Origin of the sequence: Streptosporangium fragile, from assembly GCF_039534445.1 — a bacterium.
GTDB classification, from domain to species: Bacteria; Actinomycetota; Actinomycetes; order Streptosporangiales; family Streptosporangiaceae; genus Streptosporangium; species Streptosporangium fragile.
In genome coordinates this window covers 76,331-91,567 of sequence record NZ_BAAAVI010000007.1, presented here as the reverse complement: position 1 = coordinate 91,567, position 15,237 = coordinate 76,331, and the positions used below count along the sequence as shown (strand labels likewise).

General features: G+C 70.0%; 10 protein-coding genes. 3 read left to right on the top strand and 7 right to left on the bottom strand.

What is annotated here, in order from left to right:
• Positions 1-91: 91 nt before the first annotated feature.
• From ABD841_RS06930 to ABD841_RS06915, 4 genes are all read right to left on the bottom strand, one after another.
• Positions 92-3,343 carry a discoidin domain-containing protein gene (locus tag ABD841_RS06930; RefSeq protein WP_344968995.1) on the bottom strand — a complete coding sequence of 1,084 codons (3,252 nt, stop codon included), beginning with the start codon at positions 3,341-3,343 and terminating at the stop codon, positions 92-94.
• A complete protein-coding gene (locus ABD841_RS06925) occupies positions 3,340-4,875 on the bottom strand; it encodes a glycoside hydrolase family 43 protein (RefSeq protein WP_344968993.1) in 1,536 nt (511 codons plus the stop codon). Before ABD841_RS06925 ends, ABD841_RS06930 begins: the two co-directional genes overlap by 4 nt.
• 933 nt (positions 4,876-5,808) lie before the next feature.
• Positions 5,809-6,180: a thioredoxin gene (gene trxA / locus ABD841_RS06920; protein ID WP_344968992.1), complete on the bottom strand. Its 372-nt coding sequence runs from the start codon at positions 6,178-6,180 to the stop codon at positions 5,809-5,811.
• Positions 6,162-7,010 (bottom strand): endonuclease/exonuclease/phosphatase family protein, encoded by an 849-nt coding sequence (locus ABD841_RS06915; RefSeq protein WP_344968990.1) that lies wholly within the window; start codon positions 7,008-7,010, stop codon positions 6,162-6,164. The genes trxA and ABD841_RS06915 overlap by 19 nt, the downstream gene beginning before the upstream one ends.
• Positions 7,011-7,113: 103 nt before the next feature.
• Here ABD841_RS06915 and ABD841_RS06910 point away from each other — a divergent pair, with 103 nt between their 5' ends.
• Positions 7,114-8,109, top strand: coding sequence for a prenyltransferase/squalene oxidase repeat-containing protein (locus ABD841_RS06910; protein ID WP_344968988.1), 996 nt, complete (start codon positions 7,114-7,116; stop codon positions 8,107-8,109).
• Between the two features lie 488 nt (positions 8,110-8,597).
• Here the strand turns inward: ABD841_RS06910 and ABD841_RS06905 are convergent, their stop codons facing one another.
• Together ABD841_RS06905 and ABD841_RS06900 are read right to left on the bottom strand one after the other, a co-directional pair.
• On the bottom strand, positions 8,598-9,302 hold the full coding sequence (locus ABD841_RS06905) for a hypothetical protein (protein WP_344968986.1): 705 nt from the start codon (positions 9,300-9,302) through the stop codon (positions 8,598-8,600).
• 114 nt (positions 9,303-9,416) lie between these two features.
• Positions 9,417-11,783 carry an ExeM/NucH family extracellular endonuclease gene (locus tag ABD841_RS06900; RefSeq protein WP_344968984.1) on the bottom strand — a complete coding sequence of 789 codons (2,367 nt, stop codon included), beginning with the start codon at positions 11,781-11,783 and terminating at the stop codon, positions 9,417-9,419.
• 163 nt (positions 11,784-11,946) lie between these two features.
• Here ABD841_RS06900 and ABD841_RS06895 point away from each other — a divergent pair, with 163 nt between their 5' ends.
• Both ABD841_RS06895 and ABD841_RS06890 read left to right on the top strand, forming a co-directional pair.
• Positions 11,947-13,005 (top strand): pentapeptide repeat-containing protein, encoded by a 1,059-nt coding sequence (locus ABD841_RS06895; protein ID WP_344968983.1) that lies wholly within the window; start codon positions 11,947-11,949, stop codon positions 13,003-13,005.
• Between the two features lie 193 nt (positions 13,006-13,198).
• Positions 13,199-14,521 carry a serine hydrolase domain-containing protein gene (locus tag ABD841_RS06890; RefSeq protein ID WP_344968981.1) on the top strand — a complete coding sequence of 441 codons (1,323 nt, stop codon included), beginning with the start codon at positions 13,199-13,201 and terminating at the stop codon, positions 14,519-14,521.
• Here the strand turns inward: ABD841_RS06890 and ABD841_RS06885 are convergent.
• Complete coding sequence (locus tag ABD841_RS06885; protein WP_344969116.1) at positions 14,511-15,161, bottom strand: response regulator; 651 nt, start codon at positions 15,159-15,161, stop codon at positions 14,511-14,513. The two genes, ABD841_RS06890 and ABD841_RS06885, sit on opposite strands and share 11 nt — an antisense overlap.
• Between the last annotated feature and the right edge of the window lie 76 nt (positions 15,162-15,237).

Sequence of the window (15,237 nt, the reverse complement as noted above, 5' to 3'; positions counted from 1 at the left end):
AGGGGGGGGGGGAGTAGGGGGGGGGGGGGTCCGGGCCCGGCCCCCCCCCCCCCCCCCCCCCCCCCGGGGGCGGGCCGGGGCCGGGCGCGTGTCAGGGCCCGTACGCCCTGACCTCCAGGAGTCCGACGGACGAGGTTCCGTTGCCGGTCAGCAGCACCCGTAGCCGGGTGGTGCTCGTGGCCGTGAAGGTGACGGTGTTGTACTGGTTCTTCGCCAGCGTGTACGCGCCGGCGCCGGGCACGTCCACGTAGGCGCTGCCGTTCCAGTACTGCAGCTTCCACGACGCCGGCATGTCGATGCCCTGGTCGTCGTCGAAGAAGTACACATCGGCCCGGTTCAGGGTCCGCGCCGACGACCAGGTCAGGTCGACCCACTGCTGGCCGGTCTCCGGCCAGCATCCCCAGCGCGGGTTCACCGTGTCGTTGGACGACGGCGGGTCGATCCCGTCGTTGATCGCGGCGACGCTCTCCCAGGACGAGGTGTGGGACGCCGACGGGGTCGCGGACGGCGCCAGGTTGGCCGGGGGTTGCACGCCGCCCCGGTTGTAGATCTTGATCTCGGTGAGGCCGGTCTTGGCGCCGGAGGCGTTGACGGCCAGCACCCGCACCCGTTGCGCGGTGACCGCCCCGAACTGCACCAGGTTGTAGTTCGCCCGCGGCGCCACCGGGCTCTTGGCCTGACCGGGCACGCTCACCCAGGAGCTGCCGTTGTGGTACTGGATGTCGTACGACGACGGCGCCCGGTAGGTGCCGGAGGCCGGTCGGCTGTCCTTGAAGTAGAGGCGCACCTCGTTGAACGTGCGGGCGGCCCCGAAGTTGAGCTCGTACCAGTCCTGGCTGTTGGGAGAGCCTCCCGCGCCCCAGAACGGCTCGTTGATCGGGTAGCCGTCGACCGCGCCCGCCGGGGTGCCGCCGGACCCGGTGTGCGAGGCCGAGGCGGTCGCCCCGGCGGCCAGGTTGGTCAGGTCGGCCGTCAGGTCGACGCCGGCCTTGGCGAGCATGTCCACCATCCGCGCGCCGGTGTGCGTCACCTGGTTGGGGGCCCGCATCCCGGGGACGGCCGTGTTGTAGGTGACCGTGCCGCTCGTGGTGACGTTGCCGGTGGCCGGGTCCCAGGTGAAGGGCACCAGGGAGTCGACCGTGGCGGCCCGGGTGCCGTTGACGTAGATCGAGTAGCCCTGGGGCACGCCGGGGTAGCGCGTGACCCCGTCCGCCGGGTCGTCCCACACGATGGTCAGGTCGGCGTTACGGTAGCGGAGGTTGTTGACGGTGAAGTGGGTCCAGCCGATGCCGATCGGCGAGAGCTCCACCTTCGCGTCGTTGCGCGGCCGCAGGCCGGCGACGTCCTCGATCACGGTCCAGTTGCCGCTGCCCAGGATGTTGTGGTGGATCCAGGAGCGGTAGGTGATAGAGGAGCCGTTCCAGTCGGCCCAGAACTCGTTGGCGTCCGGCCACTGGGTGTTGCCGTTCACGTACTGCGCCCAGGCGTTCCAGTAGAGCAGCTTCTTGTAGTCGGTCGCCGACATCCACTCGTTGGGGTAGTTGCGCAGGACCGAGGAGTAGAGCCTGAACTGCACGGTGGAGTTGATGGTGGAGAAGTTGTTGGACCCGGGGTTGCCCGCCGCGGCGGCGGCCGCCTTGTCCACCTGGTTGGCCGTGTAGAAGGGGAAGATCGGGTAGTGCGCCGGGTCGTCGTACAGGCGCAGCGCCTGCCTGTAGGTCGCGGTGTTGGGGACGGCGCCGACCGCGAACGGGTAGTAGTTGTTGATCTCCTTCCAGGGCACCCACTCGTTCGTCGACTTCAGCCGGTGCTCGAAGAGCTGCCGGCCCGGGTTCCACAGCACGCCGACGATGGCGTTCTGGATCTGCGTCGCGAGCGTGCGCATCTCGTTCGCCTTGGCCGTGTTGCCGATGGCCTCGTACGCCTGCGCGGCGGCGAGCGCGCCGCTGTACTGGTAGGCCGCCTCGGCGCGGTCCATCCGGCCGCTCTTCCAGTGGAAGGAGACGGCGTCGGCGTCGTTGCCGGTCAGGGCACCCCAGTCGTACTCGATGAGCTTGTTGCCGTCGGTGTCGTAGTGGGCGAGCTGGCCCTTGACGTCCTGCTCGGCGTAGCGGGCCAGGTTGCCCGCGATCGCCGGCTGGCCGCCGTGGATCTGGTAGCTCCGCCACGCCGCCTCGCCGATGTACTGCGTGTAGCTGTTGGACCAGTTCTCCGGGTCGCCCGGGTTGTCGAGGAAGCGGCCGTTCTTCGAGACCTGGCCGACGCTGAGCCAGTCACCGTAGGCGTACATCGGGTCGCGCAGGTACTTGAGGTCGTCGATGTGCATGGGCTGGGTGAGCGCGATGGCGTTGTTGTAGCCCAGCACGCCCTCGGTCGAGGTCGGGAACTGGAACGTCTGCCCGGGGATGTCGGCGTCGAGGTGGTTGAAGCGCATCAGCCACCAGCGGTAGTAGATGTTCTTCTTGATGGCCGGCTCGGGCACGTCGATGTAGGGCACGTTCTGCGCCCACCACCGGTTGTAGGCCCGCACGTGGGTCGCGAAGGCGGTGGCGTCGGAGTAGCCCGCGTAGGCGTTGTACTCCGTCAGCGACGCGGGGATCTCGTTGGTGACGAAGCCCATCACCACTTTGGCGGTCACGGTCGCCCCGGCCGCGATCGTCACGGATCTGTTGAGGCCGCCACCGGAGACGGTGAAGCCGTCACCGGTGAGCCGGGGGTGGATCGTGGTGAGGTTGTTGTAGGCGTTGACCTGCCCGGTCAGCTCGCTCCCGCTGCCCGAGGTGGCGTACGGCGAGGTGACCCGCAGCTGCAGCGTGGTGGAGCCGCTGCCGCCGTTGGTGATCGACAGGTTGGTCACGGCGACGTTGTTCTCGGTGATGAACTTCGTCTGGTTCACCGTGATCGAGCCGCTGGTGTGCACGCTCTTCCAGTGGCTGGGCGTCTGCCGGCGCGAGCTCACCTGCTCGGTGAAGGTGCCCGGGGTGACGGCGACGGTGTAGGCGTTGTTGTTGCTGATGCTCTCCCAGTACGCCACCTGGCCGCCGAAGCCGATCGTGCCCGGCGTGTGGGTCTTCATGAACAGCGCCCGGCCCCGGGTCATGAGCCAGGGGCCGGCCGGGTCGTCACCGGAGCGGGCGAGCAGCCGGTCCATCCAGAAGTCGGTGCCCGAGCTCTCGGCGTCGTAGATGGCCTGCATCATGTCGCCGGGCGTGTAGGAGACGGGCGGGGCGGGAACGGCGGGGCCGCTGAAGGTGGGGAATCCGATGGTCTGGTCGGCGTGCGCCGGAGCGCCCGCGGCGAGTAACCCCGCGACGAGCAGCAGGGCCATGACGATTCTTCTCATGAAAGGGTGATCCGATCGGCGTCCGGGGCGGGGGCGGAGGAGTCGGTGGCGCGGATCGTGCCGGCGCCCGCGGTGCGCGGCACCCCGGCCTCGCCGGTGGGGGTGGTGGAAGAGGCGGTGGAGGCGGTGCCCGCCTGGAAGGCCATCCATTCCAGGACTCCCGTGGAGAAGCCCGGTCTGGAGGTGATGTTCAGCCGGAGCCGGGTCGTGCTGACCGGGGTGAACGTGGTGACGTTGTAGGTGTCGGCCGCGACGCCGCAGGCCGACTGGCCGGGTACGTTCACGTAGGCGCTGCCGCTCCAGTACTGGACCTGACAGGAGGCGGGCAGGTCGATGCCCTGGTCGTCGTCGAACCAGTAGGTCGCGGTCCTGTCGATGCTCCGCGCGGTCGGCCACCGGTACTCGATCCACTCGGTGCCCTGGTGGTTCCAGTTGCCGTACGCGCCGTGGCTGCGGTCGGCCGAGCCTGCCGGGACGAACCCGTCGTTGATCGCGCCGAGGGTCTCCCAGGGCGAGACGTAGGAGGTCGAGGCCGTGGCACCGGCCGCGAGGTTGACGCCGGGTGGCGGCCCGCTGTTCCCGCCGGTGGTCTGCACGACCTTCTGCATGGTGCCGTCGGCGTTCCAGTACAGCTTGTCCAGGGTGACCGAGCGGCGGAAGTCACCCCCGCCCGGGGAGCTCGCGTTGTGGTAGACCATGTACCACTGGCCCTTGAACTCGATGATCGCCGGATGGTTGGTCGTCGAGGTGACCTGGTCGAGCACGACGCCGCGGTGGGTCCACGGGCCCAGCGGGTTGCTCGCGGTGGCGTAGCGGACGCACGCGTAGCCCGGCTGGGAGCAGCCGGAGTCGTTGGCGGCGTAGGCCAGGTAGTAGACGCCGTTGCGCTTGAACATCCAGGGCGCCTCCCAGAAGTTCGTCACGCCGCTCGGGGTGATCACCGAGCCGTTGATCGAGGTCATGTCCGGGTTGAGCTTGGCGGCGCGCAGGCCGTAGTAGGAGCCCCAGTACATGTAGACCTGACCGTCGTCGTCGGTGAACACGGTCGGGTCGATGTTGAGTGGCGAGGAGTTCGGCGTGCTGTCGCTGATCAGCGGCCCGCCCTTGGCGTCGGTGAACGGCCCCAGCGGGCTGTCGCCGACCGCCACCCCGATGTTCATCCAGCCCGGGCCGTTCCCGTTGATCGAGACGTACCAGTAGTACCTGCCGTCGGCTCCCCGCTCGACCTCACCCGCCCAGGCGTCGGCGCCCGCCCAGGAGAAGTTGGGGATCGACAGCTTCGCTCCCCGGTCGGTGAAGGTCGTCGCGTCGGTCGAGGTGTACACGTGCCAGTCGCGCATGACGAAGTTGGTGCCGCCGGTGGGCGCCTCGTCATGGCCGGTGTACAGGTACAGGGTGTCGTCCACGACCAGCGCGGCCGGGTCTGCCGTGTAGATGGCGGTGGTGATCGGCGCCGCCGCGGGCGCGGGCCCGGCCGTGGCGAGGATCAGCAGCAGGGCTCCGGCGAGAACCGTCGCCCATCGTCGTCCCATAACGCGTTCCTCTCTCGATTTAACCTATCAATTGCTTGTGTTAGCGCTCACATTTCTGCCGTGCAGCTGGTTCTGCGGACAGCGTGCGGCGACTGCGCGGGCAGGACGGGCGACGGCTGCGCCCGCCGGAGGGGTGAGCCGGGACCGCGCTCAGCCGGTCGGGAGCCGGGCCGGCACGGCGACGGGGACCGCCCGTGGCGAGGCGGCCCCCCTCCCGCCCGCGGACCGGGCCGCCCTTCCCGTGCCGCGCGCGCCGAGCGGGGCGGCGGCGCGCACGGGTGCGGGCGTGGCGTCGGGATCGTGGCGTCGGGGTGAGTCGTGGCGTCGGGGTGATCGGCTTCCCATGACCTTCTCCTCCGCATCCCCCGAGACGCGCTGAAACTTATGTAAAAGGTTTTCGGAAACGTAAGCGCAACCCGGAAGGCTGTCAATGGGGGCCGACGGCCTCGGCGGCTCGCCCTTCTCCTGGTCGAGGGCTATGTCCTGCGAGAATCATCCCCCGGGCGCCGTGGTAACAATTTCGTTCCACAGAAAAGGTTTTCATCGCGAGGTCCCCGGCGGCCACGCGCGGTCGCGGTCACCGGCATGGCCGCACCCGCGGGGCGTCCTCCGGCGGGCGCCCGCCTCGCCGGGCCCGCCCACCGCCAGGCCGCCCGGAACCGCGCCCGGGGGTGCGGGCCCTCCCGGGGGGACGGGCTCCGGGGGACAGGCTCCCGGGAGGGTGGTCTCCCGCTGTCCGACGCCGTCGCCGCCGGAAACCGGCGCCGGAACGCGAAAGGCGCTCGACGGGGATACCCCGGTCGAGCGCCTCACCGTGTGTTTCCCGCCGGCGGCGACAGCCGCCGTGTCGCGGGCGACGGCCCCGGGCCCACCGCCGGGCGGGCGTGGCCGCGCCGGGCGGGGACCGGCCCCACCGGCTTCTCCGTGCGGGCGTCAGCCCTTCTGCACGCCGAGCTCGTTGGCCAGCTCGGCGCGGATCGCGTCCATGTCGAGGGCGCGGACCTGGCCGATCAGGTCCTCCAGGGCGGGCGCGGGCAGCGCGCCCGGCTGGGCGAAGACAACGATGCCGTCCCGGATGGCCATGACCGTCGGGATCGAGGTGATCTCGAAGCCCTGGGCCAGCGCCTGCTCGGCCTCAGTGTCGATCTTGCCGAACTTGATGTCGGCGTGCTTCTCCGACGCCTTCTCGAAAATCGGCCCGAAGGTACGGCACGGCCCGCACCAGGCCGCCCAGAAGTCCAGCAGGACGATCCCGTCGTCGGCGATCTCGTTGAAGTTCTTCTCGGTTACCTCGATGGTGGCCACCGGTGGCTCCTCTTGTCTCTCACTTCTGTACGCGTGGCATAACCAGTTCCCCGTCCCCGGCATTCCATCCCGCCGTCCGGCGGCCCACCTCGGAGCAGTGCCAGTTCCACCACCCACAGCGGGTGGTCCGAGAAGTTCGGGACGATCTCGCAGGAGAGAGTGCGGAAGCCGGCGCCGACAAGGATGTCCTCGCCCCGTCCGTCGAGGTGGAACGCCGAGGCCAGCTCCGTGTCGAGGAGACCGGTCACCAGCTCGCGATGGGGCGTGTTGAAGTCACCCGCGACGATGGGCCGCTCGGGTCGGCTCCCGATCTCCTTGGCGAACCGCTCCCAGACGTGGCGGAACTCGTCCTCCTCCGCCCGCCTGCGGAAGATGTGGAAGGGGAACAGGTGCGCCGACGTCAGAGTCACCCGGTGGCCGCCCACCCGCGCGGCGGCGCTGACGAGCCCCTTGTCGAAGCAGACCAGGCCGTCGGCGGCGAGGCCGGGGTTGGGCAGGACCGTTCCGGTCACATCGTGCAGCGGGAAGCGACTGGCCAGCGCCACCCCCGACCTCCCCGCCCCGGGCAGCGCGCGGGGGGACAGCGGCTGAACGCCCGTGAAGACCAGGCGTGTCCGGCGGGTCAGCGTGTCGAGAAGGTCGGAGGAGGAGTCGTCCCGGTAAGGGACCTCCTGGAGAGCCAGCACGTCGATCCGGTGATCGCGGACCAGCTCCACCACCTGCCCCCGGACATCGGCGTCCGGGTCGACCGGGACCCCCTCCCGGACGTTCCAGGTCCCGATCCGGAGCCGGATCGGCTCTTCGGCACCCCCAGCGTCGTTGCCGGTCACGCACATCGTACGGCCTCTTCCTGATGTTCCTGATGTCTCGGGGCGGATACGCCCGGAGGCGCGAGGACGCCAGCGCGAGGACGGCGGGTTCCCCTCGCGCGAAATGCGCTACTCCCCCGCGGAGGCGACCGCCTGGATCGTGATCGCCCTGAAGGACATGGGCTGGGACGTCGGCAACGACGAGCACATCCGCAGGGCGGTGAGCTATCTCCACAGGTGCGTCGACCTCCAGGGAGGCGCCGCCACGACCCCGAGAGACATCGCCAACCCCAGAACCCTGCCCACCGCGCTCATCCTGTGGGCGTTGTCGCTGCAGGAGGGCGACGACGACATCCGCGGCAAGATGATCACACGCCTCCGCACGGTGCAGGACGAGAGCGGGGGCTGGGGGATCGCCGTCGGCGCGGCGCCCAACGCCGCCACGACGGCCCAGGTTCTGCACGCCCTGCGCGTGGCCCAGTGCCCGCAGGAGGTCAAGTGGCTGAAGGACGGGACGGAGTACCTGGTCGACCGCCAGCAACCGGACGGGTCCTGGAAGAACAGCTATGACGAGTGGTTCACCGCGGAGCTCGAGGGCGACCCGTCGAGGTGCGTTCACTACGGCACGGGCTGGGCCCTGCTCGCCCTGGCCGACTTCCCCGACGACCCCGGGTGCCGCAAGGCCGCCGAGCGCGCCGTCCGTTACCTACTCGGCTGCCAGCGGCCGTCGGGAGCCTGGCTGTTCGAGGAGCACGACCCGGTGGAACAGGTCTGGTGTACGACACAGGTCATGGTGGCGCTCACCTCCTGGCAGAAGACGCGGCCGGTGCACTACGAGACCGGTGGGAAGGGGGGCGCGGTGCGGGGAGTGGGAAGATCCGCGGCCGGCTTGGTCCGCTGGGCCAGGGAGTCCTTCCTGTACCTCGCGTTCGGAGCGTTGTGCGTTTCCCAAACCTGGGGATTTATTCAGCCTCAACTGGCGAAGGTCCTCGCGACCTTCAAGCTCGACGCGGCAGGCATATGGACCAACCTGGCAAGTTCCGCAATCTGGGCGGCACTCGCGCTCCTCGTCGCCTGGCTGGGGAAACGGATCCACTCGGGGGACGAGAACCGGTCCTGAGCGGCGATTGAACCGGAGACCGGCGAATGAAACGATGCTCTGACAGCGACCTGCGGGCCGGGGAGATGGCTTACGATTTCCCCTGGCCACAAACGCACAGGAGCGACCGCATCTGCAAAGAACCTGGAAGGCGACTATGAGCACCTACGTGTTCTCCGAGCCACGCGGCTGGAGCTTCGACAAGCTGGGCCATCGAGGAAAGCTGTTCACACCTGGTGACACGTTGGAAAGCACCAGTCACCTCATTGTGGAGATCAACGGTCAACTGCCCTCCTGGTTACGGCAGAATGAATGCGACTTCGTCTATTACGTCCTGAGAGGCCGCGGCCGATTCCTCATCGAGGACCGCGAGGAAGTGTGTTCGAGGGGCGACCTCGTCAGGGTTCCCAAAGGCTCGAAATTCACCTACAAAGGGCGCCGGCTCCGTATGCTGCTCACTTCGACCCCGCCGTGGTGGGAAACCCAGGAGCAGGTCCTGGAAGACTCCCCTACTCCTCGGAGAGACGGGAAAGAAGCGCGCAGAGCTTCTCGATGATCTCTTCGCCTCCCAGGTGACGCATGGACCTCGTCCTGGGCATGGAGGTTCCGCGCGGTACGACCACGTGCGAGAATCCCCTGCGCACGGGACCTCTCACGACGATCGTCGCGGTCATCGACTGTTCGGGAGAGACGAGCACGCGATGATAGGCGTCACGATGCTGGTGGTAGGCCGATCCCGCGCTCACGGTGCCGTCGAAGACCACACCGAGTGATGTCGTTCCCAGCCTGGTGAACTCGTAGTCTCCGAACCTCCCGCCCCGCGGCATGCCCGACCGGTAAAGGTCATAGGTCTCCCCGTCGGCCGTCTGCTGGAGTATCTGGAAGCGGAGCGCCCCTGTCAGCACCAGCGAGCTGAAGTCCCACGCGTGATTGTGAATACCCTCGTCGGAGGGCACTCCCCGCTCCCACAGGTGAATCCTCGCTTCAAGCCCGTCAGGCTCACGGAAAAGAGAAATCCGGTCAAACCCATTCGGGTGTTTATATGACCGCTCGACCATCGATCGCACAAGCGCGTCATCGGCGCGGAGAAGGGCAATGAGTTCCCGTAGCAATTCTCTCCGCCCCGGCCCGGACGCGGCGCCGACGTCCGCGACGGAGGCGGCGGAGATCGGCCTCAGAGCGCTCCTGATAAGGTCGAACGCGTCGTTGCTCATCTGGCCCTCTTATGGTCAGGAATTCCGCTCTCCCGACATTACGACCCGAGGGCGGACGAGCAAAAGGGGCCGATGATTCGCCGCGGCGAATCATCGGCCCCTTTTCCGGTTCGGCTACCGCCCGCCGGGGATGGTCAGGCCGACGATCACGGGGTCGTGGTCGGAGGAACGGAACGCGTCGGGCTTGTAGAGACCCGGCGGGTTGTACTCGGTGTTGTAGTCGAGGATGCGGCTCTCGTCGGAGTTGATGTGCCAGATCGTCGCGCCGGTGACGCGCCTGAGCAGCTGCTTGCCGACGAGGGCGTGGTCGAGCTCGCCGACCTGGCCCTCGAACAGGTAGCTGTAGCGCAGCGGCGCGGGGACGAACTTCTTGGTCACGCTGGCCAGGCCGCCGGCCTCGAGGGTGTCGATCGGGTCCTCCTCGCCGTAGGCGTTGAGGTCGCCCAGGACCAGCGGGTTGGGCAGGTCGAGGCTGTCGATCAGGCCCAGCGTCGCCTGCGCCTGGAGGACGCGCCGGGCGTTGAAGCAGCTCTGGCCGTCGCCCTGGTCGGTGTCCGGGCCGGTGGCGTCGTCGCAGCGCTTGGACTTGTAGTGGTTGACCAGCACGGTGAACGGCTGCCCGCCCTGGACCCGGCGGAAGGTCTGGATCAGCGGGGGCCGGCTGAAGACCGGGTCGGTCGAGGACCGGGTCTCGCCCACGAGCTTGAGCTTGGCCGGCTTGTAGATCATCGCCACCTTGATCACGTCGGTGCCGGGGTGCGGGTGCGACAGCGCCGCGTAGGTGCCCGCGCCGACCTCGGCGTTGAGCGCGTCGACCAGGGCCTGGACCGCGGTCTGGCCGTTGTTCTCCACCTCCATGAGGCCGACCACGTCGGCGTTGATGCCCTTCAGGGCGGCGATCAGCTTGGCGAGCTGGCGCTGCTGCTCCTCGGGGGTGGTGGCGCCGCGCGTGCCGACGGTGGTGAACCAATTGAGGGTGTTGAAGCTGGCCACCTTGACGTTCCCGATGACCGGGAGCGGGGCGGGCAGCCGGGGGTTGAGCGGCAGGAACGTGATCGGCTTGGTGGGCTGGAGGCGGTACTGGCCGAACCCGTATCCCAGCACGCCGGTGACGCCCAGCGCGGTGTCGCCCAGGCGGACGGCGCGCGGGGTGGTGTAGGGGATCGTCTCCGGGTTCTCCACCGTGGAGCCGTCGTCCACGAGCAGGCTGCGCCGCGCGTTCAGGGCCGCGGTCACGCCCGGCCGGTCGGTCGGCTGGTAGATGCGGCCCTCGGAGGAGACGGTGACCTCACCGAAGCGGCCGAGGTTGTAGTGGTCGCTGAGGGTGAGCGGCTCGGGGAAGGTGACGAGCATGCTCTCGACGGGCTCGAAGGTCGTCCCCTCGGCGCGCGGCAGGCTCTGCCGGGTGGGCGCGACGGTGCCCGTGCCGCAGACGTCCACCGCGGTGACGGGCGAGATCTCGGTCCAGCCGTTGAACTCCACGGCCCTGCCGGTGACCAGCACCCGGTCGCCGACCTTGACGTCCTTGAAGGAGCTGCGGGCGAAGGCGAACAGGCCGTCGGAGGTCGCCGGGTCGGCGTCCGGGGTCGGGTCCTGGAAGAAGAAGCCGCTGAGCTGGTTCGTCGCCTGGAAGTCGCCGGTCACGACGCCCTCGACGCGGACGGTCTTGCCGGCCAGCGGGCTGGAGTTGCCGTTCCCCTGGACCTCGGCGATCTGGTGGGTGGCCGGGGTCTCGCAGGGGTCACCCGTCGGCGTGGGGGTCGGCGTGGGCTCCACGGTCGGGGTCGGCGTGGGGGTGGGGGTGGGGGTGGGCTCGCCGCCGCAGGGCGCGGGGGCGGTGGCCCGGTTGCGCGGCGCGGGGGCTCCGGCCTCCACGTCCGCGCCGTTGACGTCGGTGTCGGCGCAGCCGTGGTCCTTGCGCAGTCCCGCCGCGGTGGCCGACAGGGCCGGGGCGGCGGTGCCCTCGAAGTAGTTCGCGGTGCCGTACCCGATGAGGTCGGCGATCAGCGCCGTCTGCTCGGGGGTGCAGGCCACGGAGCCGCCGTTGCAGGCCAGGCCGTCGGCGGAGCGGACGAGGACCACCTTGCCCCCGCCGGCGCCCATATTGATCGTTCCAACGGTGTCCGGCGCGGGCAGCGCCGCGCCGTTGGCGCCGCCGGCCAGCTGCACCAGGTGGTACTGGCCCGGGGCGAGGGTACCCGTCAGCGGCACGGGCGAGTTCGCGGCGAAGGTGCCGGTACCGGTGGCGCTGGCGTACTGGACGGACCAGCCGTCCAGGGGGACGGGCGCGGAGCTCCGGTTGAACAGTTCGACGTAGTCATTGGTGTACGGCGCCTCGTTGCCGCCGCCACCGCCGTAGACCTGGCTGATGACGACGGTGCCCGGCTCTGCGAAGGCCTGGGTCGAGGTGAGGGCCGTGACGCCGGTGGCGGTGACGCCCACGGCGGCGAGGGCGGCGAGCGCCCGGGATAAAGCACGCATGACCGGGAGCGTAGAGCCCGATTGATCGAACGGCACTTACCTGTGGGTAGACAAAGAGTGAAATCAGGGAATCTTGACACTTAATGTCTATCCGCCCCGGTCAGATATGGCTTTCCTTGACCTAGAAGTCAGTTCGACCGTGCCACGCGGGTATCACAGAAGTATGAGAACTCTGGACGTGGGTTGGGTCACCTGCGCCGCCTCCCCGGAGTGCAGCGGAGCGGCACGACAGCCGTACGGACGCTGCATGGCCCATCTGGAGGCCGGCGAGCTCGACGAGGTCCTTCGCGGCCTCTCCCCTGGAGCCGCGGTGGACCTGCGCGCCACCGTCGTCGACAGACACCTTTTGGAGCGCCTCCTCGCCGCCACCCGGGGGCGTCTGGGCCGTGCCCGCTTCGACTGGGCGGTCTTCCCGGAGAGCGCGCGCTTCGGCGACGTCGTGTTCGGCGGGGACGTCTCCTTCGACCACGCCCGCTTCCAGCACCTCGCCTCGTTCTGTGACGCCCGTTTCGCGCGCAACGCCTCTTTCTGGGAGGCACGTTTCGACCGGGAGCTGTCACTGCACGGCGTCGCCGTCGACGGGCACGCGGCCTTCGACCGGGTGCGCATCGGCGGTGACGCGCTGTTCGGCTCGGCGGTGTTCGGGCGGACCGCCTCCTTCGAGAGCGCCGACTTCCATGGCTTCGTCACCTTCGACGGCACCCGCTTCGCCGGTGACGCCGCCTTCAGAGGGTGCCGGTTCCGCCGCACGGTCTCCTTCCGCAAGGCGGAGTTCGGCGGGGCGGCCGGGTTCGAGGGGGTGCGCTTCTCGGCGGGCGGTTACCTGACCCCGGCGTCCGTGGGCCGCCACCTGACGCTCACCGGGGCGTGGGCGGGCAAGAACCTCGACCTGACCGCCGGCGGCTGCCCGGTGGACCTGCGGCGCCTGCGGGTGGCCGGGCGGCTGACCGTGCGCCTGGACGACGCCGAGGCGGACCTGGAGGGGGCCGTCCTGCGTGGCCCCGCCACGATCCGCGGCCGGGACGGCGCCCGGGTCACCTCACTGGGCGAGGTGGACGCCGAGGAGCTGACGCTCGACTCCCTGGACCTCAGTGCCTGCCGCTTCACCGGCATCCGCCACCCCGACCGCCTCCGGCTGACCGGCTGCGCGGTCGCCCCCGCTCCGCGCGGGGTACGGATGGCGCTGCGCTGGTGGCCCCGGCGCCGCCCGCCGGCCGCATGAACGACCGAGACCGGTGACGGCGGGCGGTGGGTCGACCACCGCCCGCCCCGGCCGGTGACACGGTCGCACCCGGCGATGGCAGTACGACCGTGGACCGGTGGACCGTACGAAAGGAGGAACCTCCGTGGCGAAAGGCGGGTCCCGTCTCCAGGGCCTTGATCCGCCCGGAGCGGGGAGCCGATAGTCGGGAGCCATGGACGAACTGTTGGCCGAGATCGCGGCGCGCCTGAACGTGACGGGCGCCCAGCTCGCGATGATCGTGGACGGCAGACCGGTCGAGGCCGTGGCCGGCGTCGCCAACACCGAGCTGGGCACGCCGGTGACCCCGGACACGCTCTTCCAGATCGGCTCCACCACCAAGCTCCACACCGCGGCCCTGGTGCTCGGCCTGGCCGACGCCGGGCTGGTCGACCTCGACCGCCCGGTGCTCGACCACCTCCCGGAGCTCCGGCTCCCCGGCTCGGAGGCCGTCACCCCGCGGCACCTGCTCTCGATGACCAGCGGCCTCGACAACGGCCCCTATGCCGACACCGGCCGCGGCGACGACTGCGTGGCACGCTACGCCGAGCTGCTCAGGGAGATCCCGCCCGTCTTCGCCCCGGGCACCGGGTTCGGCTACTCCAACGCCTCGACTGTCGTCTCCGGTCTGCTGGTCGAACGAATCACCGGCCTGACCTGGGATGACGCGCTCCAGAAGCGGCTGGCCGGCCCGGCGGGGCTCGCCCACACCGTCAGCCTCCCCGAGGAGCTGCCCTATCACCGGCTCGCGGCCGGGCATGACCCCGGGGGCAAGGTCGTCAGGCCCTGGGTGTTCTCCCGCGGCCTCGGCCCGTCCGGGAGCACGCTCTGCTCCACGGCCGCGGACCTGGCCAGGTTCGGTCAGGTCATGCTGGAGCACGGCACCGCCGCCGGCGGCGCCCGGGTGCTGTCCCGCGAGGCGGTCGAGACGATGCGGACCCCGCACGTGGAGGTCGAGGCCCGATGGTTCGCCGAGCAGTGGTGCGCCGGGCCGTACCGGAAGGTCTGGGACGGCGTCGCCGTGTACGGTCACGGCGGCACCAACCTCGGCGGTTCCTCGACCCTGGTGTGGATCCCGGAGCGGAACGCGACCGTGGCCGTCACCGTCAACACGCCGTCCCGGGGCTACCCCTTCGCCGACGCGGTTCTCACCGCGGTCTGCGCGGAAGTGCTGGGTCTGACCGTGCCGGTGCGGTCCGAGCCCGATCCCGGCCTGCCCGTGGACGCCGCGCTCTACACCGGTGTCTACGAGACCTGCGACACGCGCTACGAGGTGAGGGAGCGGCCCGGCGGCATCGCCGTCACTGCCCGGTCGGGCGGGGAGAGCCTGACCAGCGACCTGCTGCCGCTCGGCGACCACCGGTTCTGGCCGGCCGACGACCGGCTCGGTGGGATGCACCGCTGGGACGTCGCCTTCGTCCTCGGAGAGGACGGCCGTGCCGTGCGGTTCCTCAACGGGGCCTTCGCCGCCCGGCGGCGCGGCGACCTCAACGGCTGACCAGGCCCGCGTCGTAGGCCAGGAGCGCCGCCTGGGTGCGGTTGGCGCAGCGCAGCTTGGCGAGCAGCCGGGAGACGTAGCCCTTCACGGTCGTCTCGCTGAGGAACAGCCGGCCGCCGATCTGCGCGTTGGACAGCCCCTCACCCAGGCAGGTCAGCACCTCCCGCTCGCGCTCGGTCAGCCCGTTGACCAGGCCACGCGCCTGGTCACGGGCGGGGCCTGCGACGGCGAAAGCGGTGACCAGCCGCAGGGTCAGCGCGGGCGAGACGATCGCGTGCCCCTCGGCCCCGACCCGGACGATGTCGATCAGATCCTCCGGGTCGGTGTCCTTGAGCAGGAAACCCACCGCCCCGGCCCGTAGCGCCCGTACGGCATACTCATCCAGGTCGAAGGTCGTCAGCACGATGACTTTGGGCGCCCGGGGCAGACCGCGGATCCGCTCGGTGGCCGTCAGCCCGTCCACACCGGGCATGCGGATGTCCATCAGCACCACGTCGGGTGCCAGTCGTATCACCGCCTCGACCGCCTCGGCGCCGTCGTAGGCCTCACCGACCACCTCGATGTCGCCGGCCCGGGACAGGATCGCGCGCAGGTGCGCGCAGACCATTCGCTCATCGTCCACCAGCAGCACCCGGATCACCGGCTCGCCTCCCGCCCCGATCACCGGCTCGCCTCCCGCCCCGATCACCGGCTCGCCTCCCGCCCCGATCACCGGC

What these genes read in the sequence shown, in the direction of transcription:
- ABD841_RS06930 (WP_344968995.1), bottom strand. Translation starts at nt 3,343, where the DNA reads ATGAGAAGAATCGTCATGGCCCTGCTGCTCGTCGCGGGGTTACTCGCC.
- ABD841_RS06925 (WP_344968993.1), bottom strand. Translation starts at nt 4,875, where the DNA reads ATGGGACGACGATGGGCGACGGTTCTCGCCGGAGCCCTGCTGCTGATC.
- ABD841_RS06910 (WP_344968988.1), top strand. Translation starts at nt 7,114, where the DNA reads ATGCGCTACTCCCCCGCGGAGGCGACCGCCTGGATCGTGATCGCCCTG.
- ABD841_RS06905 (WP_344968986.1), bottom strand. Translation starts at nt 9,302, where the DNA reads ATGAGCAACGACGCGTTCGACCTTATCAGGAGCGCTCTGAGGCCGATC.
- ABD841_RS06900 (WP_344968984.1), bottom strand. Translation starts at nt 11,783, where the DNA reads ATGCGTGCTTTATCCCGGGCGCTCGCCGCCCTCGCCGCCGTGGGCGTC.
- ABD841_RS06895 (WP_344968983.1), top strand. Translation starts at nt 11,947, where the DNA reads ATGAGAACTCTGGACGTGGGTTGGGTCACCTGCGCCGCCTCCCCGGAG.
- ABD841_RS06890 (WP_344968981.1), top strand. Translation starts at nt 13,199, where the DNA reads ATGGACGAACTGTTGGCCGAGATCGCGGCGCGCCTGAACGTGACGGGC.